The organism is Amycolatopsis sp. NPDC049868 (assembly GCF_044461365.1).
In the GTDB taxonomy this organism is placed as follows: domain Bacteria; phylum Actinomycetota; class Actinomycetes; order Mycobacteriales; family Pseudonocardiaceae; genus Amycolatopsis.
In genome coordinates this window covers 263,709-287,108 of record NZ_JBITKV010000002.1, presented here as the reverse complement: position 1 = coordinate 287,108, position 23,400 = coordinate 263,709, and the positions used below count along the sequence as shown (strand labels likewise).

The window sequence follows — 23,400 nt, the reverse complement described above, 5'->3', positions numbered from 1 at the left end:
AGATCACCGCCTGTTCTTCGGATCGAGGGCTTCCCGCAGGGACTCGCCGAGCAGCGTGAACCCGAGCGCGACGATGATGATCGCGATGGCCGGGTAGTACGCCAGCTCGGGACGGATGTCGAGGAACTGCCGAGCGCTGCGGCTCAGCATGATCCCCCATTCCGCCCGGTTCGGGTCCGGGTCGCCGAGACCGAGGAACGACAGCGCGGCCGCCTCGAGGATCGCGGTGGCCAGCGTCAACGTGGCCTGCACGATGACCGGGCCGAGCGAGTTGGGCAGCATATGCCGCAACACGATCGCCCCGCGTTTGACGCCGAGCGACGTCGCGGCGAGCACGTGGTCGCTGTTCCGCTGCGCGAGCATCGAACCGCGCAGCAGCCGCGCGAAGATCGGCACGCTGACCATCGAGACCGCGACGATGACCGTCCACTGGCTCGGCTTCTGGAACAGCGCGGCGACCGAGATCGCCAGCAGCAGCGACGGCACCGACAGCATGACGTCGACGAGGCGCATCAGCACGGTGTCGACCCAGCCGCCGAAGGCGCCGGCGAGACCACCGATGATCATGCCGACCGCGACACCGATGATCGTGGCGAGCACACCGACCAGCAGTGTGTTCTGCGCGCCGACGAGCAGCCGCGAAAGGTAGTCACGGCCGAAGTCGTCGACACCGAGCGGGAAACCGGGCTGGGCGCCGGGGATGATGCCCTGCCCGAGGATGACCTGGCTCTGCAGATACCGCTCGTAGGGGTCCTTCGGCGCCAGGAGCGGCGCGAAGATCGCCACCAGCAGGAACAGTCCGGTGATCACGGCGCCGGTGATGGCCACCGGGCTCCGCATCATCCGGCGCAGCGCCTCGCCACCGAGGCTGTGGCCCTTCGCCGACGCGGCCGCGAGCTTGTCGATCGGCTCTTTCTTCTTGTTCAGCAAGGTGTTCATCGGACACGCACCCTCGGGTCGATGAGCCCGTACGAGATATCGACCAGCATGTTCACCAGCACGTAGACCAGCGCGCCGAACAGCAGCAGCGCTTGCAGCCGCGGGTAGTCACGCCGTTCGATGCCCTCGGCGAGCAGGAAGCCCAGGCCGCGGAAGTTGAACACCCGCTCGGTCAGCACGGCGCCACCGAGCAGCGCGCCGGTCTGCAGGCCGATGACGGTGACCACCGGCAGAAGCCCGTTGCGGAGCACGTGACGGCGCCGGACGACCGGCTGGGTCAGGCCCTTCGAGTTGGCCGTGCGGATGAAGTCCTCGTTCAGCACGTCCAGCACCGACGCGCGGGTGATCCGGACGATGACCGCGAGCGGGATCGTGGCCAGCGCGAACGCCGGGAGGATCAGGTGGGTGAGCGCGTCCCAGGCGGCGTCCCATTCCTGGGTGATGATGCCGTCGAAGACCGCGAAACCGGTGACGGTGGTGGCGTCGAGTCCCGCCATCTGACGGCCCTGCGAGGGAAGTCCCAGCGGAGCGGCCAGCAGGTCCTGCATCATGTAGCCGAGGAAGAACACCGGCACCGCGACGCCGACCAGGCTGAGCACGATGATGATGTTGTCGACGGCCCCGCCGCGGAACCGCGCGGACAGGTAACCGAACGGGATGCCGAGGCCCACCGCGATGAGCATCGCGCAGAAGCCGAGCTCGATCGTGGCGGGGAGGAAGTTCCCGATCTCCGACATGACCGGCTGGGCGGAGACCAGCGAGTTGCCGAAATCGCCGGTGATCGCCCGGCCGAGGAACTTGAAGTATTGGACGAAGATCGGATCGTCGAGGCCGAGAAGCTTGTTCAGGTCGGCGATCTTCTCCGGGGTCGCCTTGTCACCCAGAAGGGCGCCGGCGGGGCCGCCGGGCAGGGACCGGAGCCAGGCGAAGATCAAAATGGACAGGATCAAGAGCGTCGGTATCGCTTGTAGCAGCCGACGCACGAGAAATCGGAGCACGTGCGTTCCTTTGTTGCCAGCCCGGGAATGGACTTCAGGGGGTGGGCGCGGTAGCACCCACCCCCTGAGCCACTAGTGGTGGAGGATCAGTTGACCGTGACGGTGTAGAAACGCTCGTCGGTCAGCGGGCTGGCCACCAGGCCCTTCACCTTCGGGCCGACGACGATCGCCGGGGGGCCGTAGGAGATCGGGATGGCGGGCAGGTACTCCATGATCTTCTGGTTCACTTCCTGGTACGCCTTGGTGTGCGCCTCGCCGGCGGGCGCGGCGTCCGCGGCCGAGATGGCCGAGAACAGCTCAGCGTTGTTGAAGCCGAACTCCGGCTTCTCGCGACCGAAGAAGGTGCCGACGAAGTTACCGGCGTCGTTGTAGTCACCGGTCCAGCCGAGCAGGTGGACGTCCTGCTTGCCCGCCTTCTGGACGTCGTCCTTGTAGCCACCGTTCCACGGCTTGGCGATCGGCTCGACCTTGATGCCCATGGCCTTCATGTCCTCGGACAGCGAGGTGAAGATGTCGGCCGGGTTCGGCATGTACGGCCGGGTGACCTCGGTCGGGTAGTAGAACTTCAGGGTCATGCCCTCGGCGCCGGCTTCCTTCAGCAGGTCTTTCGCCTTCTGAAGGTTGTAGTCGTACTTGGTGACGTTCTCGTTGTAGCCGTCGATCGCCTTCGGCACGAACTGGCTCGCGGTCTCGGCGCCCTCGGGGAGCTTCGACTTCACGAACTGGTCGCGGTTGAGACCGTAGGCCAGCGCCTGGCGGACCTTGAGGTCCTTCAGCTTCGGGTTGTTCTTCTGGTTGATGCCCAGGTACAGGATGTTGAACGACGGGCGGATGAGCACCTGCTCGCCGTCGTTGCGCAGCAGGCCGTAGTCCGCGGGCGACGGGTAGTCGTAGCCCTGGATGTCGCCGGCCTTGAGCGCCTGCTTGCGGGCGTTCTCGTCCGGGATGACCTTGAAGACCAGCTTGTCGAGCTTGGCCGTCTGGGTCGGCGAGTCGGTGGCCTTGGAGAGCGTGATCTCACCCTTGGCCTGGTCCCAGCTCTCGAACTTGAACGGGCCGGTGCCGGTCGGGTGCTTCAGCGCGTACTCCGGGTAAGAGAACGAGTCACCGCTCTGGGTGACGGCGTCGGCGTTGTACTTCTTCAGCGCGTCCGGGCTCTGGATCGAGAAGGACGGCAGCGTGAAGGCCGCCGGGAACGCGCCCTTGGCCTTGTTCAGGTTCAGGACGGCGGTCGACTCGTCCTTGACCTGGCAGTCCTTGAACACCGGAGCGCCGGAGGCGTCACCCTCGTTCTTGGCGAAGCCCTCGAAGACGTCGCCGTAGTAGATCATCTGGCTCTGGGCGGCGGCGCCCTTCATGTTGAACATGCGGTTGAAGTTGAAGCAGACCGCTTCGGCGTTGAACGGGGTGCCGTCGTGGAACTTCACGCCCTTCTTCAGGCTGAAGGTCCAGGTCTTGCCTTCGTTGCTGCCTTCCCACTTCTCCGCCAGGCCGGGCTCGAGGTCCGCGGTCCCCGGCTTGTTCATGATCAGGGTGTCCATCATCTGGCGGATGATGCGGAAGGTCTCACCGTCGTCGTTGAAGAGCGGGTCGAACGTCTTCGGGTTACCGGCGGCGCCGAAGACCATGGTGCCTCCCGAGCCACCCCCTGCGCCTTCTTCACGCTTCGATTCGGCACAGGCGGAAATGGAGACCGCGAGTGCGCCGGCAAGCCCGATCAGGGCCACACGGCGTGCTCGGGTCACCCGCAGTTGCTGCATCTGGCACCCCTTGAGGAGATTTTCGGTGTTTAGGCACCGTCCGGTCGGTCGGTAACTCGAACTCCACGGACGATCGGTGTGCCCGCCGACACTAGCGGGAACTCAGCCCGCACTTAAGCACGCGAGGTTACGATCGCGCTACACGACGGCCAATATGACCGCAAAGTGTCCGCAATTCCGGACGGAGTGTAATCAATTCCGGACCACTAACGCGCAGCGTGCCGGGTCACTGACTCAAATGGATGACCACCACTACAACCAATGGGTGCCTGACAAAACAGGACATCGGCAGGACATTGGGTCGCGGCTCGTGATCGAAGCCGGATCTCGCGTGATTGAAGGCGGAACTCGCGTGACTGGACGGACGGCACGTGTGATCCGACGGACGACACTCGTGACCGGATGGACGACACGACCGTGGCGAAGCCTCCGCCGCGAGTCGTCCGTCCAATCACGCGTGTCGTCCATCCCAACACGTGTGTCGTCCGTCCAGTCACGCGAAACCGCCGTCCGGCACCGTCCTTACCACTCACGAGAGGTGACCACCCGATCCGCCGCGGCCCTGGTCCCGTCGACGGTGAACCACCCTCGTTCGAACAGCTGCCAGCGCCGCAGTTCCGCCCTGGATCCCTCGCCGTCCCGCTCGGCGGCGCGGTCGAGACGTTCGGCCTCGCTGCCACCGTCGAGCCAGACCAGCAGGGACAACGAGGGCCGCATCCGCGCGCGACCACTGGAAACGCCTTCCAGTACCAAAACCTCGGGAACCGGGATCTCGACCTCTTCACTCGGCAGCGGGACACCACTGGACCAGTCCACCCGCCGGTAGCGGCCGGGCCCGCCCGCGCGCAGCGGTTCCAGCACACCGGTCTCCAGCCGCGGCCACCACGAAACGGGTTCGTCCCAGGTGGCGAACTCGTCGGTGCTCACCAACGCCACCCGGACCCCGCGACCGGCGAGTTCGGCCACGAACTTCCCGGCCAGCGTGGACTTCCCGGAGCCGGAAGGACCGTCGACGGCGAGCACGCGGACGGCGCCCAACCTCGGCGGGGCCGCGAAAAGCGCGTCGATCAGCGTGCGCGCGCGGGGCTCACTTCGGGGAGCCCTTTGACGTCGTCCGGGGCGGCCGTCCGCGCTTCGAGAGCGGCGACGCGTTCTTCCAGGTCACGCTGGGCGTCGGCGAGTTCGCAGCGGAGCAGCGCGATCTCCTCGACGGAGGTCCGGACCTCTTCTTCGAGGTGACCGACCTCGGTGGACAGATGCAACGCGACCAGCGCCAGCACGACACCGGCCAAGAGGAATACGAAGTTCGACGGCGTCTGCACGCCGGTTATCCGCGCCAGGAAGTCGGCGGCCTGCGGAACGAGGGCGAGCACGACCACGCCGACGGCGAGGACGAGCCAAACACCCGCGTACTTTTCCCGCAGTTTCCGCCGCCGCATCATCTCGAGGACGACGAACAGCACCAGACAGGCGACGACGATGCTGAGAATGCGCCAGCCAGCCATAATCAGCTCCTTTTACGCCGAATCCGACGAGTCGACGGCGGGACGGCGGCGCACGAGCGCCAGCAGCAGGGCGAGTCCGGCGCGGCCGAGGTAGACGGCCGATTTCACCGGCGAATGGCTCGGTGTGCCACCGGCCCGTTCCCGCATGATCACCGGGATTTCCTTGATCTTCAGTTCGGCGCGGATCGCCATCACCAGCGATTCGACCGTGTCGCCGAGGTATTCGGCCGGGTAGTACGCGGCGAACAGTTTGATCGCGCGCGGGCCCATCGCCTTGAACCCGGAGGTCACGTCGGTGAGCTTGGTCTTCCCGAGCCGGGAGAAAACGAGCGAGAGCGCGACCATCGCGTATTTCCGCGGGCCGCTCGCCTTGTACGAACCCTTGCCCGCGAATCGCGAACCGATCGCGATGTCGGCGTCGTCGAGCGCGTCGAGCAGGGCGGCGACCTCGTCCGGGTCGTGCTGGCCGTCCGCGTCCACCTGGACGACGACGTCATAGCCGCGGGCGGCCGCGTACCGGAAGCCGGTGCGCATCGCCCCGCCGACGCCGAGGTTCACCGCCAGGCGGGCCACCTCCGCGCCCGCCGCGCGGGCGAGCTTGGCCGTCTCGTCGGACGAGCCGTCGTCGACCACCAGCACGTCCATGCCCGGCAAGGACTGCTTGACCTGGGAAATGACCGCGCCGACACTGGCCTGCTCGTTCAAGGCAGGCATCACGATGAGTACGCGACGGGTGGTCACGGACGTACTGGACACTGGATCACTCTATCTTCTTACTGGCCGTGAGCGGTGTCGGACCCGGCGGGGGCGCCGTCGGCGACCACACCTCGCTGACCTTCGATTTCGTAAACCGACGCGTCGAGATTGTGGAAGACGCGTTTGAAACCCGGAGTGATGTCGAGCCGCTGGAGCCCCACCGCGGACTGCGCGTTGGGGGCCACCTTGCCCTTGCCGACCAGCACGTAGCGCACCTTGAGGTCGGTGAGCGCCTCGCGCACGCGCGGGTCGCGGTTGATGTCGTTGAGGAACACGCTGAGCCAGCCCGCCTTGGTGGTGAACTCGGCGCCGTAGTTGGTCCACTCGACCGGCTGGACCCCGGACAGGGCGTACATCCACACCGAGCCGTCGGCCTTGTCGTTCATGACACGCTCGCCCGGCACGACGTGCTTCCCGAGCCAGGCGTAGGCCTCTTCCTCGCCCTTGCTGACCGAGGGGCCGTCCGCGCCGTAGTTCATCGCGAGCCGCGCCGAGTTGCGGCCGATGTAGCCGCCCCGGCTCAGCACGGTGACCACGAGACCGACCACCAGCGCGCCCGCGATGGCCGCGGTGACCGGGTTCAGATTCGGTTTGCGCTCGCCGATCTTCTCGGCGAACTTGCCCGACGCGGTGTGCACGAACTCGCCGAACGCGACGGCGCCGGCCAGCGGCACGAGCGCGCCGATCCGCCAGTGGTCGTTGTAGAACACGCCGGTCAGGGTGTGGATGAGCGGGGTCTCCAGCGAGATCGTCGCGGCGAACAGGCCGCCGAGTACCACGTACGCGCCGACCATCCAGAGCATCCGCCGGTGCTTGACCAGGAAGAACACGCCGATGATCGCCGGGATGCCGATCCACCACTGCGGGAACGACGCCATCGGCGAGAACGTGATCGTCTGCCCGAGCGCGCCGGACACGCTGGTCTCCGAGGCCCAGAACGCGCTCGTCACGCCCCCGGCGTTGTAGAGCGCCGGAAGGACCTGCGGCACGCCGAGCACGACCGCCATCACGACGGTGGCCACCAGCGAGGCGGCACTGCGGCGCCAGCCGATCTTCTCGAAGCGGAACAGCACCGCGAGCAGGATCAGCAGGAAGTAGACCATGATCACGAAGATCAGGCTGGTGTGCAGGCCGGCCAGCCCGGCGACGCCGACGCCGATCGCGAGCGGCCCGGCGACGCCGTTCGGCTTGAGCAGCAGGCGGGCGAGCGCGAGCATCGCGGGCACGAGCGCCACCCCGGCGACGTACGGCCACAGCGGGCCTCGCCACAGCGAGTCGTACGGGAACGCGGTGAACCAGGTGGACACGGCCGCGGCGGCGGCGGTCGCAAGGACCGGCATCCGCCAGGCGCGGCACATCGCCGCGACACCGACCGGGACGGTCAGCACGACCATGAGCGCCGCCAGGTTCAGCGTCGGCATCATCGTCAGGCCGCCCTTGCCGAAGACCAGGGCGAGCAGCGCGTGGTAGGTGTCCGGGTAGAAGTAGTCGGTCTGGTTCGGCAGGTTCGCGATGGTGCCGACGGTCGACGCGCGCGCGTCACCGTGTTCGGCGATCCAGCGCACCAGGTTGCCGTGGAACGGGGCGTCCCAGCCCTGCTGGACGTTCTCCAGGCTGTGCGAGCCGCGCAGGAAGGTCACCGTGCCGACGCCGAGACCGACCAGGACACCGGCACCGATCAGCAGGTGATCGCGCAGGGAACGCTTCGACTCGTCGTCGTCTTCGTCCTCGGCCCAGTCCGGGTGACGCTTCGCGGTGAAGCGGAGCACGAGGAACGAGAGCGCGAACCCTGCGACGGACAGCAGCAGCACCCACAGGCCGACGTTCAGCATCGTCCAGCGGATGCCGAAGCGGCCGAGGATCGGGATGCCGATGGCGACGAGGCCGAAGGTCAGCAGCGGGGCCGCGGCGGCGAGGGTCCAGCCGCGCAGCCTGATCGCGGCACCGAAGACGAGCCCCGGCAGCCAGAACGCCAGCAAGACCAAAAGAACGTTCATCGAATTCGCTGTCCAACCCTATTCGGCGTCAAGACGCCACCCGCTCGCGGCGCGCGATGGCGCGGCCACACTATCGAGACGTTTCGGAAGGTCGCGCGTTGCCCGGCTCGGGCGTGCCCCTCACCACGAACGCCATCACGACCAGGAGGCCGACGGTGGGTCCGGCGGCGAGCCCGACGACGGCGCGCACGACCGTATCGCCGGGGAAGAACAGCAGGACCAGCGCGGTCGCGACGACGACGGCGGCCCAGGTGATCAGCACCTTCGTGGCCTTGGCCTGCGCGACGAGGACGGCGGCGAGCAGCTGCATCGCGGCCAGCAGCACCGAGGACCAGACCAGCCCGGCCATCCACCAGGCCTCGGGGTCGTTCTTGGCGCCGTAGACCAGGCGCACCACCCACGGGCCGATGAGCCAGCCGATCAGCGCGCCGAGCGCCGCGAGCGCCAGCGCGCCCGCCGAACCGAGCGCGAGCAGCTTCCGGAGCCGGTGCTTGCCCTCCTCGGTGCTGGACAGGCGCACCACGGTCGGGACCGCGAGGGCCTGGACCGGCGCCATCAGCGTCAGCGGCGTCCTGGCCACGAACAGGGCGAGGAAGAGCACGCCGAGCGCGTCCTTGTCACCGCCGGGCGCGAGCAGGCTGACCAGCGCCGGATAGCCGGTGATGACGCTGGCGGTGAGCCCCGCGCCCGCGAGGAGCATCAGCATGTTCGTGACGACCGGCCGCGCGGGCACATCCGCTTCGAGCTGGGGATCGACCAGCTTGGCGGCGCCGCGGGCGAACAGCAGCCAGGCGAACGAGCCGGTCGCGGCGGCGATGGCGAACCAGTACAGCTGGGTGAGCCCGGCGACCACCAGCGCGGCGACCACGAGGATCCGCACGGCGGCTTCGACCAGGATCAGCCACGAGTAGGACCGGACGTGGTCCTGGCCGATCAGCAGGCCGCGCGCGGCGAACTGGAAGGCGAACGACAGCCCGCCCGCGAGCACGATCACGGCGAGCGCGAACTGGCCGCCGTAGACCTTCTCGGTCACCGCCGGGATCAGCGTGAACAGGGCCGCGACGGCGACCGCGACCAGACTGGTGACGAAGGCGATCACCGCCGGGCGGCCCGCCTTGCGCCCGGCGAGCGCGGCGTGCGCGGACTGCCGCGAGATCTCCTGCTCAAGCGGGGACAGGGCGGCGCCCAGCCCCATCAACATGCCCCAGAAGGAGAGCAGGACCGCGTTGTCGGCCTTCGACAGCGTCCGGCCCCAGACGACGGTGAGGACGTAGCCGAGCGCGATGGCGATCAGCAGGTAGACACCGATGCGACCGGCGGATTTCCCGGTGTCCTTGGCCAGTTTTTCGCTGCTCACCGTGCTGCTCATCGACGCAGCCGGGCCCGCAGCGCCAGGAACAGGCCGCGGAGCGCCCCGGCCCCGAAGCCGGCGGCGAACACCGGGGTGAGCTGGGCGACGGCCTTGGCCTCGGCCTTGGTCGCGCCGAACTTCGTCACCGCGAACCCGGCGGCCGTCGACCCCGCGGCGGCCAGCGCGACGGCGGTCTTCGGGCGCTTCGCGGCGACACCGAGGCCGAGCACGCCGACGGCCATCGCGGCGAACAGGCCGTTGCGCGCGGGCCCCGGCGACGCGAGATACGAATCGACGAACGTGGTGCCACGGAAATACGACTGCCCGACGAACTTCTTGAACGAATCGCGGCCGTGGTAGGTCGCGGAGAAGTCCGGGGCGAGGAAGATACGGTGGCGTTCCGCGATCCAGCGCAGAACACCCGTGTCGTCACTGGCGAAACGGACGTCTTCGAAGAGCGACTCGAACGCGTTGGAAGAATCCTCGAGAACGTCCTTCGGCGCGGAAAAGAATCCGGTGCCTTTCGGGAAGACGTCGAACTCCTCGATACCGAACGACATCAACCGAGGGTTCGCGCAATAACGGCGCCAGGGGATCTTGACCAGCCCGGCCATGAATCCCGCGTACGGATTGTGTTCGGACGCGACGTTGATGTGACCGTTCCACACCGTGCGCTCGGGATGCTCGACGAGCTGGTCGCGGAGGAACGTGAGCGAACCGGAGTCCACGATCACGCGGCTGTCGAGCAGCAGGATCTGCCGCCCCGACGCCTTCGCGATCCCCGCGCGGCGGGCTTCGAACCGGCCGCTGTTCGGCTGGGTGAGGACGGTGATGCCGTACAGCTCCTGCAGCTTGGCGAGCTTGCCTCCGGTGCCATCGGTGCTGCCGTCGTCCACCACGACGACCTCGACCGGCCAGTTCGCCACCTGTGCCGACGCGATCAGCGCGCCGACACTGCGGTCGATCCAGTCCTGCTCGTTGTAGACCGGTATCACGACGGACAGGGCCGGGAGGAGCGAATTCGCACTCACCCCGGCGAGGCTACCTTGCGCGGCCCACCAGTATCCTTCGGGCACCGCAGACCCCGACAGAATGGCTCTTCCGGTGATTTCCTTCATTCTCGGCACCACGGCGGAACTGATCAAAATCGCGCCGGTCTACCACGGCATCCTCGAACGCGGGGTCCGGCCGAAGATCTGGTTCACCGCACAGCACGTCGACGAGGTCTCGGACGTTCTCGCCGACCTGAACCTCCCGGAGCCCGACGTCTGGCTCGTGCCGAAGGAGAAGGCGCACAACCTGGAGTCGCCCGCGCAGGTGCCGGGCTGGGCCGCGCAGGTGCTGCGGACCGCGTGGAGCCGCCGGGCCGAGCTGAAGGCCGCGCTGGTCGAGGACGGGCGTCCGCCGCTGGTGCTGGTGCACGGCGACACCTTCACCACGCCGTACGGCTCGCTCATCGGGAAGCGGATCCTCAAGTCGCGGGTCGGGCACGTCGAGGCGGGTGCGCGGTCGGGCAGCATCATGTCGCCGCTGCCGGAAGAGCTGAACCGGAAGATCGCCGCGAAGATCGTCGACATGCACTTCGCGCCCAGCGCGCGTGAGGTGAACAACCTCCGCAACGCCCGCGGCGTCGTCGTCGACACCGAGGCGAACACCGCCATCGACGCGATGCGGATGGCCATCAACGGGCCGCTCGACGTCGAGGGCCTGCCGGAGAAGTTCGGCCTCGCCACCCTGCACCGCTTCGAACTGGTCTCGCGCGCGGACAAGTACCGCGAGGCGCTGGAGATCCTGCGCGAGCAGAGCAAGCAGATGCCGATCCTCTACATGGCGGGCGCGCCCGAGCGCGAGAAGATCCGCGCGCTCGGCCTGGCGAACCTGTTCGACGAGAAGAACTTCATCATCCAGCCGAAGATGCGGTACCTGAAGTTCCTGCCGCTGGTCGCGCGTGCCGAGTACGTCGTCACCGACTCGGGCGGCCTTTCGGCCGAGTGCTACTACCTCGGCCTGCCGTGCGCCGTGCACCGCGAGCGCACCGAGACGCCGCAGCACCTCGGCGAGACCGTCGTGCTGACCGAGATGCGCGGGGACAAGCTGCAGAACTTCCTCGACACCTACCAGAACCGCCGCGGCGAGTCGTGGGTCGACAAGTTCCACCCGTCGGAGATCATCGTCGACACGCTGGCTCGCCTGGGCTACTGCTGACGCTTCGCGCTCCGCTTACCCGCGCTATGAACGGTCCGTTCCTTGCGAAATTTGCAAGGAACGGACCGTTCATAGCATTGGGACCTGCTCTCACGGACGTCATGAAAGGGTCGTTCAGGACATCTTTCGTCCTGAACGACCCTTTCATGACATCTGAGGCCGAGTGCCCAGGTCAGCGACCAGCGCGGCTAAAGAGCCCGCCGGCCCGAAAGCGCGCGGCCCAGCGTCAGCTCGTCCGCGAACTCCAGGTCACCGCCCATCGGCAGCCCCGACGCCAGCCGCGTCACGGTCAAGCCGGGGAAGTCGCGAAGCATCCGCACGAGGTACGTCGCGGTCGCCTCGCCTTCGGTGTTCGGGTCGGTCGCGATGATGATCTCGCTGATCTCCGCGCCACCGATCCGCGCGAGCAGTTCACGCATGCGCAACTGCTCGGGTCCGATGCCGGACAACGGGTCCAGCGCGCCGCCGAGCACGTGGTAGCGGCCCTTGAACTCACGTGTCCGCTCGACCGCGAGTACGTCCTTCGGCTCCTCGACCACGCAGATGACCGTGAGGTCGCGGCGGGTGTCGCGGCAGATCCGGCAGGTCTCCTGCTCCGAGACGTTGCCGCAGATCTCGCAGAACTGCACGCCTTCCTTGACCTTGCCGAGCACTTCCTGCAAGCGCGCGATATCCGCGGGATCGGCGGCCAGCAGGTGGAAGGCGATCCGCTGCGCGCTCTTGGGACCGACGCCGGGCAACCGCCCGAGTTCGTCGATCAAGTCCTGGACGACACCCTCGTACAAGCTAGCCGCCGAGCCCGGGGAAGCCGCCGAGGTCCGGCATCCCGCCGCCGAGGCCGCCGGCGAGCGGGCCGAGCTTCTGCTCGGTGAGCTTCTGCGCGTTGGCCGAAGCGTCCCGGACGGCCGCGACGACCAGGTCGGACAGGGTCTCGACGTCGTCGGGGTCGACCACCTTGGGGTCGATGGACAGCGACTTGAGCTGGCTGTCGCCGGACACGGTCGCGGTGACCAGGCCGCCGCCGGAAGTGCCGGTCACCTCCGTGTTGGCCAGCTCTTCCTGGGCCTCGACCAGCTTCTGCTGCATCTGCTGTGCCTGCTGCATGATCTGCGACAGGTCGAAGCCGCCACCGGGTTGCACCATGATCCGATCGGTCCTCTCCTGGAAAATCCCGTGCCGCCTACCAGCCTAGCCGTCACCCGTGTGGCACCGTGGGCGCCGTGCGACGACGGATGGGCCTTGTGGTGGCGATCGGATTGACGCTGTTCACGGCGTGCGGGGTGGACACCCCCGCGTCGTCGCCGTCGAGTCCGCCCCCGCCCGGCACCACCACGGTCCTCACCACCCTTCCGCAGCCGAGCCCCGCGACGAGCGCTCCGCCGTCGAGCGCGCCTCAGCCGCCGCCGAGCAGCCGGCAGCCGAAGACCGGCAAGGTCGTCGTGCTGGATCCCGGTCACAACGGCGGCAACTCCGGCAGGCCGGGCGAGATCAACAAGCAGGTCCCGGCGGGGCGCGGCAAGACGAAACCGTGCAACACCACCGGAACGTCGACGAATTCCGGCTACACCGAGCACGCGTTCACCTGGGACGTCTCGCAGCGGATCTCGCAGGCCTTGGTGGCCAAGGGAATCCGCGTCATCCTCACCCGGCAGAACGACTCCGGGGTCGGGCCGTGCGTCAACGAGCGCGCCGCGATCGGGAACGAGGCCGGGGCGGACGCGGTGGTGTCGATCCACGCGGACGGCTCGAATTCCGCCGGAGCGCACGGTTTCCACGTCGCCTACTCGGCGCCGCCGCTGAACGCCCAGCAGGGTGAGCCCTCGGTGAAACTCGCGACCGCGTTGCGCGACGGCCTCCGCGCGGGCGGTTTCCCTACCTCGACGTACCTCGGCTCGAACGGGCTCGCCCCGCGCGCCGACCTCGGCGGGCTCAACCTCTCGACGCGCCCCGCCGCGCTCGTCGAATGCGGGAACATGCGCAACGCCGCCGAAGCCGCGGCGATGGCGAGCGAAGAGGGACGGCAGCAGTACGCCGCCGTCATCGCGAAGGCGATCGAGGACTACCTCGCCGGTTAGGCGCCCGCTAAGGCTTGAGCAGCACCGGGCTGCCGGTGACCTCGACGGAGCCCGACTCGATCTCCGGCCGTGTCCCGTCGAGGCGTTCCGCGCTGCCCGGCGCGGACAGCCGCACGCTGCCCGAGGGTGCCCACGCGATCCGGAATTCCGTACCGTTCCGCGTGAACCGGCATCGCCACAGGTTCTCCGGCAGCCCGGCCCGCGTGCCCTCGCCGCAGGACCGGATCTTCGCGCCGTCGAGCCAGCGGCCGAGCCGTTCGACGTGGACGGCGGCGCGGGTCGGCGGCCCGCCCGCCGGCTGGAGCACGATCGGCACGCGGTCGCTTCCCCAGTTGTAGAAGTACATCCGCTTGAAGCGCGCGTAGAGGCCGGTCAGGAAGATGCGGGCGGCGTGGTCCGCGGCGACGGCGGGGTCGACCGGCGGCTGCAACGGGACGTCGAAATCGGGGCCGGTGCTCCACAGGTTCGCGTGCCCGTTGGTGCGGTGGAAGCTCCGCTGGATCTCGTCCGCGACGGCGAGCATGGTCTCCGGCGGGTCCGCCATCCTGCCCGGGTGCAGCTTGACCGCGGCGGCATCGCAGCTCTCGTAGCCGCGGAGTTCGCCGAACCGTTCCATGACCCGCCGATACGCGGGATCGGTGAGGTGCCCCATCGACGGGCAGACCACGATGGCGCCGGGATCACCCGCCTTGATGATCCGGCTCGCCCGCCGGACCATCTCCACCAGCCGTTCGACCGGACCGGTGAAGTACTTGGGGTGGTTGGCCATGTCCCACAGCTCGTAGGACTCGATCCGGCCGCGGTACCGCTCGACCACCTTCCCGACGAACGCGTCCCAGTCCGCGAGGTCTTCGGGCGGCGCCGCCCGGGAGCCGTCCGGGTAGGCCGACGGCGGTCCGCCCGGCGCCGCCCAGCCAGGGGTGCCGCCGAAGACGTACAGCACCGGGAGCTTCGCCCGGTTCGCGCCGTCGACCAACCTGTCCAAAGTGGACCAATCGGGCCTGCCGCGGTACGGTTCGAGGTTCTGCCAGCGGGTTTCCGAATCCCAGAGCCGGACGGCGCCGACACCGAACGTCGGCATCAGCCCGGTCTCGCTGTTCGCCGTCACGCCGAAGAACGCACTGTCCACAGAGGACGGGAACTCGGTCCACATCGGGGCATGGAGCTCGGGCGCGACCGGTTCCGCCGCGGGCATCGCGCTCGCCCCGGCCACGGTGACCATGACGAGAGAGGCCAGCAACGGCCACCACCCGATCCGGCTCCGTCCCCTCGGTTCCGGAACGGGATCCGGGGCGGGAGGCGCGGACGCGACCTCTCCCCGTGCCGCGTCCGCGCGTTCCCACAGCCGGAAGAGCTTCGACAGTTCGTCACGCTCGGCCTCGCAGGCCATCGCGATCCGTTCCAGCGGGCCGAACGCGGCCGGCACGCTGACCCCGCTGCAGTAGCGGTGGACGGTCGATCGGCTCAGATGCGCCTTGGCGCCGATCCGTTCGTAGCTGTGCCCGCTACGCCGTTTCAGCCCTTCGAGCAGTTCCGCCAAGGCCTGGCCGTGTTCTCCTCCTGCCATGGGTCCCTCCCCCGGATGGTGCCTACGAAGCGTCACCGATGCACCCGCGTACGGGACACACCTTTTCGTCCCAGCGAAAACATCGACGCGTCCGGACCGCCCTGAAACGTCTCACGCGCCCGCGTCCCCGCAGGTCAGCACCGGCTCTTCGTCCCACCCTCCCGGATTGGTCCGATCGGCTTGTCTCAGCGCGTCCGGCACGTTTGAGTTACCGCCGGAGAAGAAAATGCCGTCTTGAGGGGGACCAGGCATGACTCTGCGCATGATCTTCGATCGGAAGGATCTCCAGGGGATCCGGATAGCCGACGCACCGGACCCGCTGTGGGAGCTGGTCCTCGGTTCGCATCAGCTGAGAGAGGACCGCCCGTCGGGCTGGCGGCAACGGGTCCAGCTGAACCTGCGTCAGAACGAAGGAGCGGCGCGATCGCTGAAGACGTTGTTCACTCTCGTCCCGCCGAAGGGGAACTTTCCCGACTTCCTGACCCCGCCCACGTCGGCGGGCTCCTTCGAAAGCGGGCTCGAAGCGGTGGCGTGCACACCGCGCGGCCGGCTGTGCGCCGATCTCCGGACCGTGTTCACCGGCACCGCCCCGACCTGGGTGAAACGGCTCGCCGACGGCGATCGCGACGAGGTCCACGGGGTCGTCGGCGCCCTGCGCGACGCGTATGACGTGGTGATCGCGCCGTTCTGGCACAGCATGCGCGAGACCGTCGCCGCCGACCGGGCCCGGCGGGTCCGCACGCTGGCCACCGAGGGGGCGGGAGCGATGATGCGCGGTATCCCCGGCGTCCGCGGCTGGGACGGCGAAGTGCTGGAGATCGCGTACCCCCGGCAGCGGACCGTCCATCTCGGCGGCCGGGGGCTGACCTTGATCCCGAGCCGGTTCTGCGCGAACACTCCGGTCACCTTCATCGATCCGGCGCTGCCGCCGGTGCTGCTGTACCCCGCCAGCGTGACCAGCGCCCGCCCGGTGGACGTGTCGCCCGAACTGGTGGCGCTCCTCGGCCGGACCCGCGCCGAAAGCCTCGGTGCGCTGCGCGTCCCGCGCTCGACCAGCAAGCTGGCCTCATGCCTCGGCACCTCGATCGGCACGGCCAGCAAACAGGCCGCCGTACTGCGCGAGGCCGGGCTCGTCACCAGCGTCCGGCAGGGCAGCGCCATCCTGCACCACCTCACCCGGCTCGGCACCGCACTGCTCGCCGGGGAACTCGACGAAGGGACCGCTCCATGAAATCGGTACTCGCCGCCGTCGCCCTGATCGCGGGCACCGCCGCCCCCGCCGCCGCGGCGACGGATTTCCCGGTGCTGCAGATGAACCTGTGCCGCAGCGGGGTCGCGAACTGCTTCAACCAGGGCGGGACGAACCCGATGGCGAAGGCGGCGAGCACGATCGTCGCGGCGAACCCGGCCGTCGTGACGTTGAACGAGGCCTGTTCGTCGGAGACGACGAAGCTGGCTGCCGACGTCAAAGCGCAGTCGGGCCGGGCGTACACGGTCGTGTGGCAGCCCGTCGGCAAGAAGGAGAACGGCCGGACGACGCCGTATCCGTGCACGGCAGGGCGTGGCGAGTACGGCATCGCGGTGCTGGCCAGGCAGGACCTCGGAGCGGTGAAGGCGCGCGAAGGCGGCTACTACGGGCCTCAGGACGGCGGCGCGGAACAGCGTGCCTACCTGTGCGCGAAATTCGGCACGGTGAACGCGTGCACCACGCACCTCTCGACGAAGCGGCCCGCGGTCGAGCAGCAGTGCCAGGACCTGAAGGGGCTGCTGGCGAAGTACGGCACCGGCACCGTGTTCGGCGGTGACCTGAACCTGCGCTACCCGGGCGATCCGAGCGCGCAGGCCTGCGTTCCCGCGGGCTCGTTCCGGAAGGGCGACGGCAGCGTGCAGCACATCATCGCCGGCGGCGCCTTCGGCTTCGGGAGCTCCGGGAAGACGTCGATCCCCGGCACCGACCACCCGGCCTGGCGGGTCACCCTGACCCGCTGACCACCGCGTTTCGTCCTCCGGATGCGGTCCTTGCGCGGGCAAGGACCGCATCCGGAGGACTACTTGCGCTCGTCGAGCGGACGGGCGTTGAGGTGGTCGGCGAGCAGCTTCCGGGCGATTTCTTCCGGATCCTTCTCGGGCGGGAGCGGCGGAGGCGGCGGCGCGGGGCTCGCGTCCTCGTTGTAGAGGTCCTCGTCCTCCTCGACCGGCTCGGGCGGGAGCGGGATGTCCGGCTCGCTGGTCGCCACCTTCGGCCGCTGGGGCTCCGGCTTCGGCGCGGGAGCCGCCGGAGGGGGGCTGGGCGCTTCGGCGGACCGGCGGGTGAAGGAGCGCTCGGGCGCGGGTGGCGGCGGCGCGGCCTTCGGAGCGGCGGCCTGCCGGGCCTGCGCGGCGCCGTGGACGCAGCGCACCTGCCAGTCGCCGCCGAAGACCTCCTTGAACGCGGCCGCGACCCGCTCCGCGTTGTGCGGCTCGGAAAGCCGTCGAGCCAGCGGTTCCGCGCTGTGCGTGAGGGTGACGGCGTGGCCTTCGACGCTCACCACGCTCGCCTGCGTGAGCATCGCTTCGGTGCTGCGGCCGCCAGGGACCTTGCGGATCGCGGCGAGCACGTGCGGCCAGCGGCCGCGGATCCCGTCCGCGTCCGATGTGGGCGCTGCAGGCGCTGCGGGCGCCGCGTCGCCCGAAGCCGCGGCCGGAGCGGGCGCGGCGGGAGGTGGTGCCTGCACGGAAGGACGTTGCGGGGCGGGCCGCTCGGCGACCGGCTCAGGTCGCGCGGCGGGCTGGGGGGTGGGCTGGGGAGCCGGTGCGGCCTGCTGCGCCGGAGCCGGCGGCTGGGCGGGCGCGGCGGCCCGTTGCGACGGCCGCTGGAACTCACGGACGGGCTCGCCCGAGGGAGGAGCGGCCGGGGCGGGCGCGGACTGCGCCACCGGAGCGGCTTGCGCGACCGGTGCCGGAGCACCGGCGGCGGGCGCCGGAGCCGAAGCGGCACGGCGTTCGAGCCGTTCGAGGCGGGCGAGCAACGCGTCGGTGCCTTCGGCGACCGACGGCAGCAGCATCCGCGCCGTCAGCAGCTCCAGCACCAGCCGCGGCGAGGTCGCGCCCCGCATCTCCAAGAGTCCATTGTGGACGATGTCGGCGTAGCGCGAGAGCGTGGCGGGCTCCAGTTTGCCCGCCTGCTCCTTCATCTTCTTGAGCTCGTCGTCCGGCGCGGAGACGAGGCCGCGTTCACCCGCGTCCGGCACCGAACGCAGCAGCACCAGGTCACGCAGGCGGTCGAGCAGGTCGGTGGCGAACCGGCGCGGGTCGTGCCCGGCCTCGGCGAGCCGCTCGACGGTGCCGAAGACGGCTGCCGCGTCGTCCGCGGCCAGCGCGTCGACCATGCCGTCGATGAGCGCGACGTCGGTGACACCCAGCAGCGACACCGCGCGCGAGTAGTCGACGCCGTCCGGCCCGGCTCCCGCCAGCAGCTGGTCGAGCACCGACTGCGTGTCCCGCGCCGAACCCCCGCCCGCGCGGATGACCAGCGGATACACCGCGGGCTCGACCTTCGCGCCCTCGGCGGCGACGTTGCGTTCCAGCAGTTCGCGCATGGAGCTGGGCGGGATCAGCCGGAAGGGGTAGTGGTGCGTCCGCGACCTGATGGTGGGGAGCACCTTGTCCGGTTCGGTGGTCGCGAAGATGAAGATCAGGTGCTCCGGCGGCTCTTCCACGATCTTCAGCAGGGCGTTGAAGCCCTGCGTGGTGACCATGTGCGCCTCGTCGATGATGAAGACGCGGTAGCGCGAGTCGGCCGGGGCGTAGAAGGCCCTGTCCCGCAGCTCGCGGGCGTCGTCGACACCACCGTGGCTGGCGGCGTCGAGCTCGGTGACGTCGACGCTGCCGGGGCCTTCGGGCGCGAGGTTGCGGCATGAGTTGCACTCGCCGCACGGATCCGGCGTCGGGCCCTTCGCGCAGTTCAACGACCGCGCCATGATGCGGGCGCTGGACGTCTTTCCGCAGCCGCGCGGGCCGGAGAAGAGGTAGGCGTGGTTGATGCGACCGGCGGCCAGCGCGATGCGCAGCGGATCGGTCACATGCTCCTGCCCGACGACCTCGGCGAAGGTAGCCGGACGGTACTTTCGGTATAGAGCTAGAGCCACGCGGCGAGACTACCGGGAAGGCCCGACACGTGAGACCGGCACCGACCCCCGGCAGGTATCCGGTGCGCTTCGGCACCGCCGAACTGCTGCAGGACGCCGACCGTCCCAACGCCTGGATGATCTCGGTCGACGGCGTCGCCCAGTCGCACGTCAACCTCGACGACCCCACGGATCTCGAGTTCGACTACATCCGCCGGATCGCCGACGTCGTCGACTGCCTCGGCGAAGGCCCGCTCGACGCGCTGCACGTCGGCGGGGCGGCCTGCACGCTGCCCCGCTACATCGCCGCGGCGCGGCCGCGGTCGCGGCAGCTGGTCTTCGACGCCGACGGTGAACTCGTCGCGCTCGTCCGCGAGCAACTGGGCCTGAAGGGGCTGAAGGTCCGTGTCGGCGACGGCCGCGAAGGCGTCTCCGGCAGGTACGACGCTTCGGCCGACCTGGTCATCGTGGACGCTTTCGAACGCGGAATCCTGGCCGGCGGGCTCGCGACCGTCGAGTTCACGAACGAGATCGCGCGTGTCCTCCGCCCGGCCGGAACCTACGTCGCCAACGTGTCGGACGGGCCGAACCTGCCGTTCCTCCGCCGGTTCTTGGCGACGCTGGCGGGTTCCTTCCCCCACCTGGCGATCTTGGCCGAGCCGGGCGTCCTCCGCGGGCGCCGGTTCGGGAACATCGTGGTCGCCGCTTCGCGCGTCGAACTGCCCGTCACAGACCTGACCCGCCGCGCCGCCTCGTCGGCGTATCCGGCGCGCTGCGTCGCGGGAGAAGATCTGCGTGACCTGCAGGGCAAGGCGAAACCCATCACGGATGCGGAAGCCCTGCCGTCGCCCGTGCCGCCGAAGGATGTGTTCGGGATCTTCTAGGCCCGGAAAAAGGCGGATCCCGCGCACCCGTCAGAGCTTGCTTATCCTTGCTGCCTTCCGGCCCTGGGGAGGTTCACAAGATGGACGCCGCGCGGGATCCGAGGACCAGTGTAGTCACTCCCGCCCCGGCATGGAGGACAGTGGGGGGTATGAGCACTCCGACCTGGGAAGATGTCCTCAAGGCCGCCGAGGCCGTTCATCCGTTCGTGCGGCGCACGCCGGTGCTGCGCGCCGAGGTCGACGGGCGGCCGCTGGTCCTCAAGCTGGAGCATCTGCAGCGGAGCGGGTCGTTCAAACTGCGGGGCGCGGTGAACGCGCTGGTGAGCGGCCCGTTGCCGGAGCGGGTGCTGACGGCGTCCGGCGGGAACCACGGGCTTGGCGTGGCGACGGCGGCTTCGCTGCTGAATCTGCCTGCGACGGTGTACGTGCCGGAGTCGGCTCCGCAGGCGAAGACGGTCCGGATCGAGGCGACGGGCGCGAAGCTCATCCGTCACGGAGCGACGTACGCCGAGGCGGCCGCGAAGGCGCTCGAAGCCGCCACTGAGCCGGGTACGCGGTACCTGCACGCGTACGACGACCCCGCCGTCGTAGCCGGTCAGGGCACCGTCGCGGCCGAAGTGGTCCAGGACGCGCCGGACGTCGACGCGTTCTTGGTCGCGGTCGGCGGTGGCGGGCTGGTCGCGGGGACGTCGCTGGCCGGGGTGCCCACGTTCGCCGTCGAGCCGGAGCGGTGCCGCGCGCTCGGCGCCGCGCTGGCGGCGGGCGAACCGGTGGACGTGGAGATCGACTCGGTGGCCGCGTCCGCGTTGGGCGCGACCAGGGCCGGGAACGTCCCGTTCGCGGTGCTGCGGGATCGGGTGACGTCCGTGCTGGTCAGCGACGCGGAACTGCTCGCCGCGCGGGACCGGCTCTGGGACGAGTTCCGGCTCGCCGTCGAACCGGCCGCCGCGGTGCCCTTCGCCGCGTGGCTGGCCGGGCGGACCGAGGGCGAGCTGCCCTGCGTCATCCTGTGCGGCGCCAACAGTGAGTGGACCCCTTGATCAGCCCGCCCTGAGCACGACCCGGAACTCCGTACGTCCCGGGCGGCTGGCGACGCCGACCTGCCCGCCGTGCGCGGCGACGACGGCCGCGACGATGGCCAGCCCGAGCCCGGTGCTGCCCGCCGCCCGCGACCGCGAGTCGTCGCCGCGGGCGAAGCGTTCGAAGACCTCCGGGAGGATCTCAGGCGGGATCCCCGGCCCGCCGTCGACAATGGACAGTGTCGCCGTCGAGTCCACTATGGACAGCGAGGTGGTGACCTCGGTGCCCGCCGGGGTGTGCGTGCGCGCGTTGCCCAGCAGGTTGATCACCACCTGATGCAGCTGGTCCGCGTCGCCGAGGACGGTGATCGGTTCCGGCGGGACCTCCAGCAGCCATTTGTGCTCCGGCCCGGCGACGTGCGCGTCGGCGACGGCGTCCGCGACCAGGCGGGAGAGGTCCACCGGCTGGTGCACCACCGGGCGGCCGGAGTCGAGCCGCGCGAGCAGCAGCAGATCCTCGACCAGGCCGGTCATCCGCGTCGATTCCGACTCCACGCGGCTCATCGCGAACGCGATGTCCGGCGGTACCTCGGAGCCCGAGCGCCGGGTGAGTTCCGCGTAGCCGCGGATGGCCGCGAGCGGCGTCCGCAGTTCGTGGCTGGCGTCCGCGACGAACCGGCGCACCCGGGTTTCACTGGCCTGCCGGACGGAAAGCGCGTTCGAGATGTGGCCGAGCATGCGGTTGAGCGCGAACCCGACCTTCCCGACCTCGGTCCGCGGATCGGTGTCCACTTCGGACACTCGCTCGGACAGCGCGACCTCGCCGCGGTCCAGCGGGAGCTCGGCGACCCTGGTCGCGGTGGCGGCGAGACGGTCGAGGGGTTTCATGGTGCGCCGCACGGTCACCGCGCCGAGCGCGCCCGCCAGCAGGATGCCGCCGACCGCGACCCCGCCGAAGATGAAACCGAGGCTCCACAAGGTATCCGTGACGTCCTTGGTGGGCAGCCCGGTGATCGCGACACCGCCGCCCGCCGTTTTCTTCGCCACCACGCGGTATTCCCCCAGCGACCCGAGGTTCACGTCGGTCGGCTTGTCACTCGGCGTCGACCGCAGCAGGGTGGCGATCTGGGTGGGGCTGATCTCGTCGTGCGGGAACGGATCGGTGACCTTGGCGTCGTAGCTGGATCGCAGCACCGCGGCGAGCACTCGTCCGTCCGGGAACACGTTCACGAACAACGAACCGGTGCTCTGCCCGTACGCGCGAAGACCCTCGGGAACCCTTTCCCCGCCGGGACGGCCGGGCGGCGGCGGACGGCTGGCGCGTTCGCTGGTCTCCGCGAGACGGGCGTCGAGCTGGTCGACCAGGAAGTTCCGCAACGCCAGTTCGGTGACCACGCCGACCACCAGGCAGACGAGCGCGAGCAGACCCGCGACCTGCGCGATCAGCCGCCGCCGCAGGGACCACGGCCGCCTACCCGGCGGGTTTGAGGACATACCCGGCGCCGCGCATCGTGTGGATCATCGGTTCCCTGTCGGCGTCGATCTTCTTGCGGAGGTAGGAAATGTACAGCTCGACGATATTGGCCTGGCCGCCGAAGTCGTAGCTCCACACCCGGTCCAGGATCTGCGCCTTGGACAGCACCCGCTTCGGATTGCGCATGAGATAACGCAGCAGCTCGAACTCGGTCGCGGTCAGCGGCACCGGATCGCCACCGCGATGCACCTCGCGGCTGTCCTCGTCCAGGGTCAGGTCGCCGACGACGAGCGTCGACCCGCTCGGCCCGGCGACCCCGCCGGCGCGCCGGAGCAGCGCGCGCAACCGCAGCGCGACCTCCTCCAGGCTGAACGGTTTGGTGACGTAGTCGTCGCCGCCCGCGGTGAGCCCGGCGATCCGGTCCTCCACGGCGTCCTTCGCGGTCAGGAACAGCACCGGCAGGTTCGGCACCTCGGAACGCAGACGGCGCAAGACCTCCAGGCCGCTCATATCCGGCAGCATGACGTCCAGTACCACCGCATCCGGCCGGAATTCCCGCGCGACGCGGACGGCCTCGGTGCCGTCGGCGGCGGTGCGGATGTCCCAGCCCTCCATGCGCAGCGCCATCGACACGAGTTCGGACAAGGTCGCCTCGTCGTCGACGACCAGCACCCGCACGGGGCTGCCGTCGGCACGGCGCAAGCCGGCCTTCGCGGAACCGGACGAAGGGACGTTCACACTGGTCATGGTGCCATCCTGGGTGG

Annotated in this window: 21 protein-coding genes and 1 other RNA gene; 6 read left to right on the top strand and 16 right to left on the bottom strand. The window is 69.5% G+C overall.

The window, feature by feature from the left end:
* Positions 1-3: 3 nt before the first annotated feature.
* The 9 genes from ACIBTM_RS09460 to ACIBTM_RS09420 all read right to left on the bottom strand — a co-directional run bounded on the left by ACIBTM_RS09460 (position 4) and on the right by ACIBTM_RS09420 (position 10,337).
* The gene (locus ACIBTM_RS09460) at positions 4-939 is read right to left on the bottom strand and encodes an ABC transporter permease (protein ID WP_395876050.1); all 936 of its coding nucleotides are present in this window, start codon (positions 937-939) and stop codon (positions 4-6) included.
* Positions 936-1,937 carry an ABC transporter permease gene (locus tag ACIBTM_RS09455; RefSeq protein ID WP_395876049.1) on the bottom strand — a complete coding sequence of 334 codons (1,002 nt, stop codon included), beginning with the start codon at positions 1,935-1,937 and terminating at the stop codon, positions 936-938. Before ACIBTM_RS09455 ends, ACIBTM_RS09460 begins: the two co-directional genes overlap by 4 nt.
* Before the next feature lie 86 nt (positions 1,938-2,023).
* Positions 2,024-3,565: an ABC transporter substrate-binding protein gene (locus tag ACIBTM_RS09450; protein ID WP_395876774.1), complete on the bottom strand. Its 1,542-nt coding sequence runs from the start codon at positions 3,563-3,565 to the stop codon at positions 2,024-2,026.
* 654 nt (positions 3,566-4,219) lie between these two features.
* Entirely contained in the window at positions 4,220-4,768 is a 549-nt protein-coding gene (locus tag ACIBTM_RS09445; RefSeq protein WP_395876773.1) for a uridine kinase, read from the bottom strand.
* Complete coding sequence (locus ACIBTM_RS09440; protein ID WP_395876048.1) at positions 4,765-5,202, bottom strand: DUF2304 domain-containing protein; 438 nt, start codon at positions 5,200-5,202, stop codon at positions 4,765-4,767. Before ACIBTM_RS09440 ends, ACIBTM_RS09445 begins: the two co-directional genes overlap by 4 nt.
* A 12-nt stretch (positions 5,203-5,214) precedes the next feature.
* Positions 5,215-5,916 (bottom strand): glycosyltransferase family 2 protein, encoded by a 702-nt coding sequence (locus tag ACIBTM_RS09435; protein WP_395876772.1) that lies wholly within the window; start codon positions 5,914-5,916, stop codon positions 5,215-5,217.
* Between the two features lie 59 nt (positions 5,917-5,975).
* Complete coding sequence (locus ACIBTM_RS09430) at positions 5,976-7,955, bottom strand: DUF6541 family protein (RefSeq protein ID WP_395876047.1); 1,980 nt, start codon at positions 7,953-7,955, stop codon at positions 5,976-5,978.
* A gap of 70 nt (positions 7,956-8,025) precedes the next feature.
* Positions 8,026-9,324 carry a hypothetical protein gene (locus ACIBTM_RS09425; RefSeq protein WP_395876046.1) on the bottom strand — a complete coding sequence of 433 codons (1,299 nt, stop codon included), beginning with the start codon at positions 9,322-9,324 and terminating at the stop codon, positions 8,026-8,028.
* Entirely contained in the window at positions 9,321-10,337 is a 1,017-nt protein-coding gene (locus tag ACIBTM_RS09420) for a glycosyltransferase family 2 protein (protein WP_395876045.1), read from the bottom strand. Before ACIBTM_RS09420 ends, ACIBTM_RS09425 begins: the two co-directional genes overlap by 4 nt.
* A gap of 61 nt (positions 10,338-10,398) precedes the next feature.
* On the opposite strand from ACIBTM_RS09420, the gene ACIBTM_RS09415 reads away from it, so the two are divergent.
* A complete protein-coding gene (locus ACIBTM_RS09415) occupies positions 10,399-11,511 on the top strand; it encodes a UDP-N-acetylglucosamine 2-epimerase (protein WP_005166261.1) in 1,113 nt (370 codons plus the stop codon).
* A 188-nt stretch (positions 11,512-11,699) separates the two neighbouring features.
* Here ACIBTM_RS09415 and recR read toward each other — a convergent pair whose 3' ends face one another.
* Both recR and ACIBTM_RS09405 read right to left on the bottom strand, forming a co-directional pair.
* Positions 11,700-12,296, bottom strand: coding sequence for a recombination mediator RecR (gene recR, locus ACIBTM_RS09410; protein ID WP_395876044.1), 597 nt, complete (start codon positions 12,294-12,296; stop codon positions 11,700-11,702).
* Between the two features lies 1 nt (position 12,297).
* Positions 12,298-12,654, bottom strand: a complete 357-nt coding sequence (locus ACIBTM_RS09405) for a YbaB/EbfC family nucleoid-associated protein (protein ID WP_007035126.1) — start codon at positions 12,652-12,654, stop codon at positions 12,298-12,300.
* Positions 12,655-12,743: 89 nt separating this feature from the next.
* Between ACIBTM_RS09405 and ACIBTM_RS09400 the strand changes: the two genes are divergently transcribed.
* Positions 12,744-13,586: an N-acetylmuramoyl-L-alanine amidase gene (locus ACIBTM_RS09400; RefSeq protein WP_395876771.1), complete on the top strand. Its 843-nt coding sequence runs from the start codon at positions 12,744-12,746 to the stop codon at positions 13,584-13,586.
* Positions 13,587-13,593: 7 nt separating this feature from the next.
* Here ACIBTM_RS09400 and ACIBTM_RS09395 read toward each other — a convergent pair whose 3' ends face one another.
* Positions 13,594-15,153 carry a helix-turn-helix domain-containing protein gene (locus ACIBTM_RS09395; protein WP_395876043.1) on the bottom strand — a complete coding sequence of 520 codons (1,560 nt, stop codon included), beginning with the start codon at positions 15,151-15,153 and terminating at the stop codon, positions 13,594-13,596.
* A gap of 250 nt (positions 15,154-15,403) precedes the next feature.
* Between ACIBTM_RS09395 and ACIBTM_RS09390 the strand changes: the two genes are divergently transcribed.
* Positions 15,404-16,384: an ArsR/SmtB family transcription factor gene (locus tag ACIBTM_RS09390; protein WP_395876042.1), complete on the top strand. Its 981-nt coding sequence runs from the start codon at positions 15,404-15,406 to the stop codon at positions 16,382-16,384.
* Positions 16,381-17,142, top strand: coding sequence for an endonuclease/exonuclease/phosphatase family protein (locus tag ACIBTM_RS09385; protein ID WP_395876041.1), 762 nt, complete (start codon positions 16,381-16,383; stop codon positions 17,140-17,142). The genes ACIBTM_RS09390 and ACIBTM_RS09385 overlap by 4 nt, the downstream gene beginning before the upstream one ends.
* Before the next feature lie 59 nt (positions 17,143-17,201).
* Here the strand turns inward: ACIBTM_RS09385 and ACIBTM_RS09380 are convergent, their stop codons facing one another.
* On the bottom strand, positions 17,202-19,280 hold the full coding sequence (locus ACIBTM_RS09380) for a DNA polymerase III subunit gamma and tau (RefSeq protein WP_395876040.1): 2,079 nt from the start codon (positions 19,278-19,280) through the stop codon (positions 17,202-17,204).
* 29 nt (positions 19,281-19,309) lie between these two features.
* On the opposite strand from ACIBTM_RS09380, the gene ACIBTM_RS09375 reads away from it, so the two are divergent.
* Complete coding sequence (locus tag ACIBTM_RS09375) at positions 19,310-20,143, top strand: spermidine synthase (protein WP_395876039.1); 834 nt, start codon at positions 19,310-19,312, stop codon at positions 20,141-20,143.
* A 7-nt stretch (positions 20,144-20,150) separates the two neighbouring features.
* Here the strand turns inward: ACIBTM_RS09375 and ffs are convergent.
* Positions 20,151-20,247: signal recognition particle sRNA small type (gene ffs / locus ACIBTM_RS09370), an RNA gene on the bottom strand.
* 45 nt (positions 20,248-20,292) lie between these two features.
* On the opposite strand from ffs, the gene ACIBTM_RS09365 reads away from it, so the two are divergent.
* On the top strand, positions 20,293-21,183 hold the full coding sequence (locus ACIBTM_RS09365) for a serine/threonine dehydratase (RefSeq protein WP_395876038.1): 891 nt from the start codon (positions 20,293-20,295) through the stop codon (positions 21,181-21,183).
* On the opposite strand, the gene ACIBTM_RS09360 is transcribed toward ACIBTM_RS09365, so the two are convergent.
* Together ACIBTM_RS09360 and ACIBTM_RS09355 are read right to left on the bottom strand one after the other, a co-directional pair.
* Positions 21,184-22,656 carry a sensor histidine kinase gene (locus ACIBTM_RS09360; RefSeq protein WP_395876037.1) on the bottom strand — a complete coding sequence of 491 codons (1,473 nt, stop codon included), beginning with the start codon at positions 22,654-22,656 and terminating at the stop codon, positions 21,184-21,186.
* Positions 22,634-23,383 carry a response regulator transcription factor gene (locus ACIBTM_RS09355; RefSeq protein WP_016337950.1) on the bottom strand — a complete coding sequence of 250 codons (750 nt, stop codon included), beginning with the start codon at positions 23,381-23,383 and terminating at the stop codon, positions 22,634-22,636. Before ACIBTM_RS09355 ends, ACIBTM_RS09360 begins: the two co-directional genes overlap by 23 nt.
* Positions 23,384-23,400: the final 17 nt, after the last annotated feature.

Bases quoted from the DNA above. Each gene is read 5' to 3' on its own strand.
- ACIBTM_RS09390 (WP_395876042.1), top strand. From the start codon at position 15,404: ATGACTCTGCGCATGATCTTCGATCGGAAGGATCTCCAGGGGATCCGG.
- ACIBTM_RS09450 (WP_395876774.1), bottom strand. From the start codon at position 3,565: ATGGTCTTCGGCGCCGCCGGTAACCCGAAGACGTTCGACCCGCTCTTC.
- ACIBTM_RS09435 (WP_395876772.1), bottom strand. From the start codon at position 5,916: ATGCCTGCCTTGAACGAGCAGGCCAGTGTCGGCGCGGTCATTTCCCAG.
- ACIBTM_RS09385 (WP_395876041.1), top strand. From the start codon at position 16,381: ATGAAATCGGTACTCGCCGCCGTCGCCCTGATCGCGGGCACCGCCGCC.
- ACIBTM_RS09460 (WP_395876050.1), bottom strand. From the start codon at position 939: ATGAACACCTTGCTGAACAAGAAGAAAGAGCCGATCGACAAGCTCGCG.
- ACIBTM_RS09415 (WP_005166261.1), top strand. From the start codon at position 10,399: ATGGCTCTTCCGGTGATTTCCTTCATTCTCGGCACCACGGCGGAACTG.
- ACIBTM_RS09440 (WP_395876048.1), bottom strand. From the start codon at position 5,202: ATGGCTGGCTGGCGCATTCTCAGCATCGTCGTCGCCTGTCTGGTGCTG.
- ACIBTM_RS09355 (WP_016337950.1), bottom strand. From the start codon at position 23,383: ATGACCAGTGTGAACGTCCCTTCGTCCGGTTCCGCGAAGGCCGGCTTG.
- ACIBTM_RS09360 (WP_395876037.1), bottom strand. From the start codon at position 22,656: ATGTCCTCAAACCCGCCGGGTAGGCGGCCGTGGTCCCTGCGGCGGCGG.
- ACIBTM_RS09430 (WP_395876047.1), bottom strand. From the start codon at position 7,955: ATGAACGTTCTTTTGGTCTTGCTGGCGTTCTGGCTGCCGGGGCTCGTC.
- ACIBTM_RS09365 (WP_395876038.1), top strand. From the start codon at position 20,293: ATGAGCACTCCGACCTGGGAAGATGTCCTCAAGGCCGCCGAGGCCGTT.
- ACIBTM_RS09395 (WP_395876043.1), bottom strand. From the start codon at position 15,153: ATGGCAGGAGGAGAACACGGCCAGGCCTTGGCGGAACTGCTCGAAGGG.
- ACIBTM_RS09400 (WP_395876771.1), top strand. From the start codon at position 12,744: ATGGGCCTTGTGGTGGCGATCGGATTGACGCTGTTCACGGCGTGCGGG.
- ACIBTM_RS09405 (WP_007035126.1), bottom strand. From the start codon at position 12,654: ATGGTGCAACCCGGTGGCGGCTTCGACCTGTCGCAGATCATGCAGCAG.
- ACIBTM_RS09425 (WP_395876046.1), bottom strand. From the start codon at position 9,324: ATGAGCAGCACGGTGAGCAGCGAAAAACTGGCCAAGGACACCGGGAAA.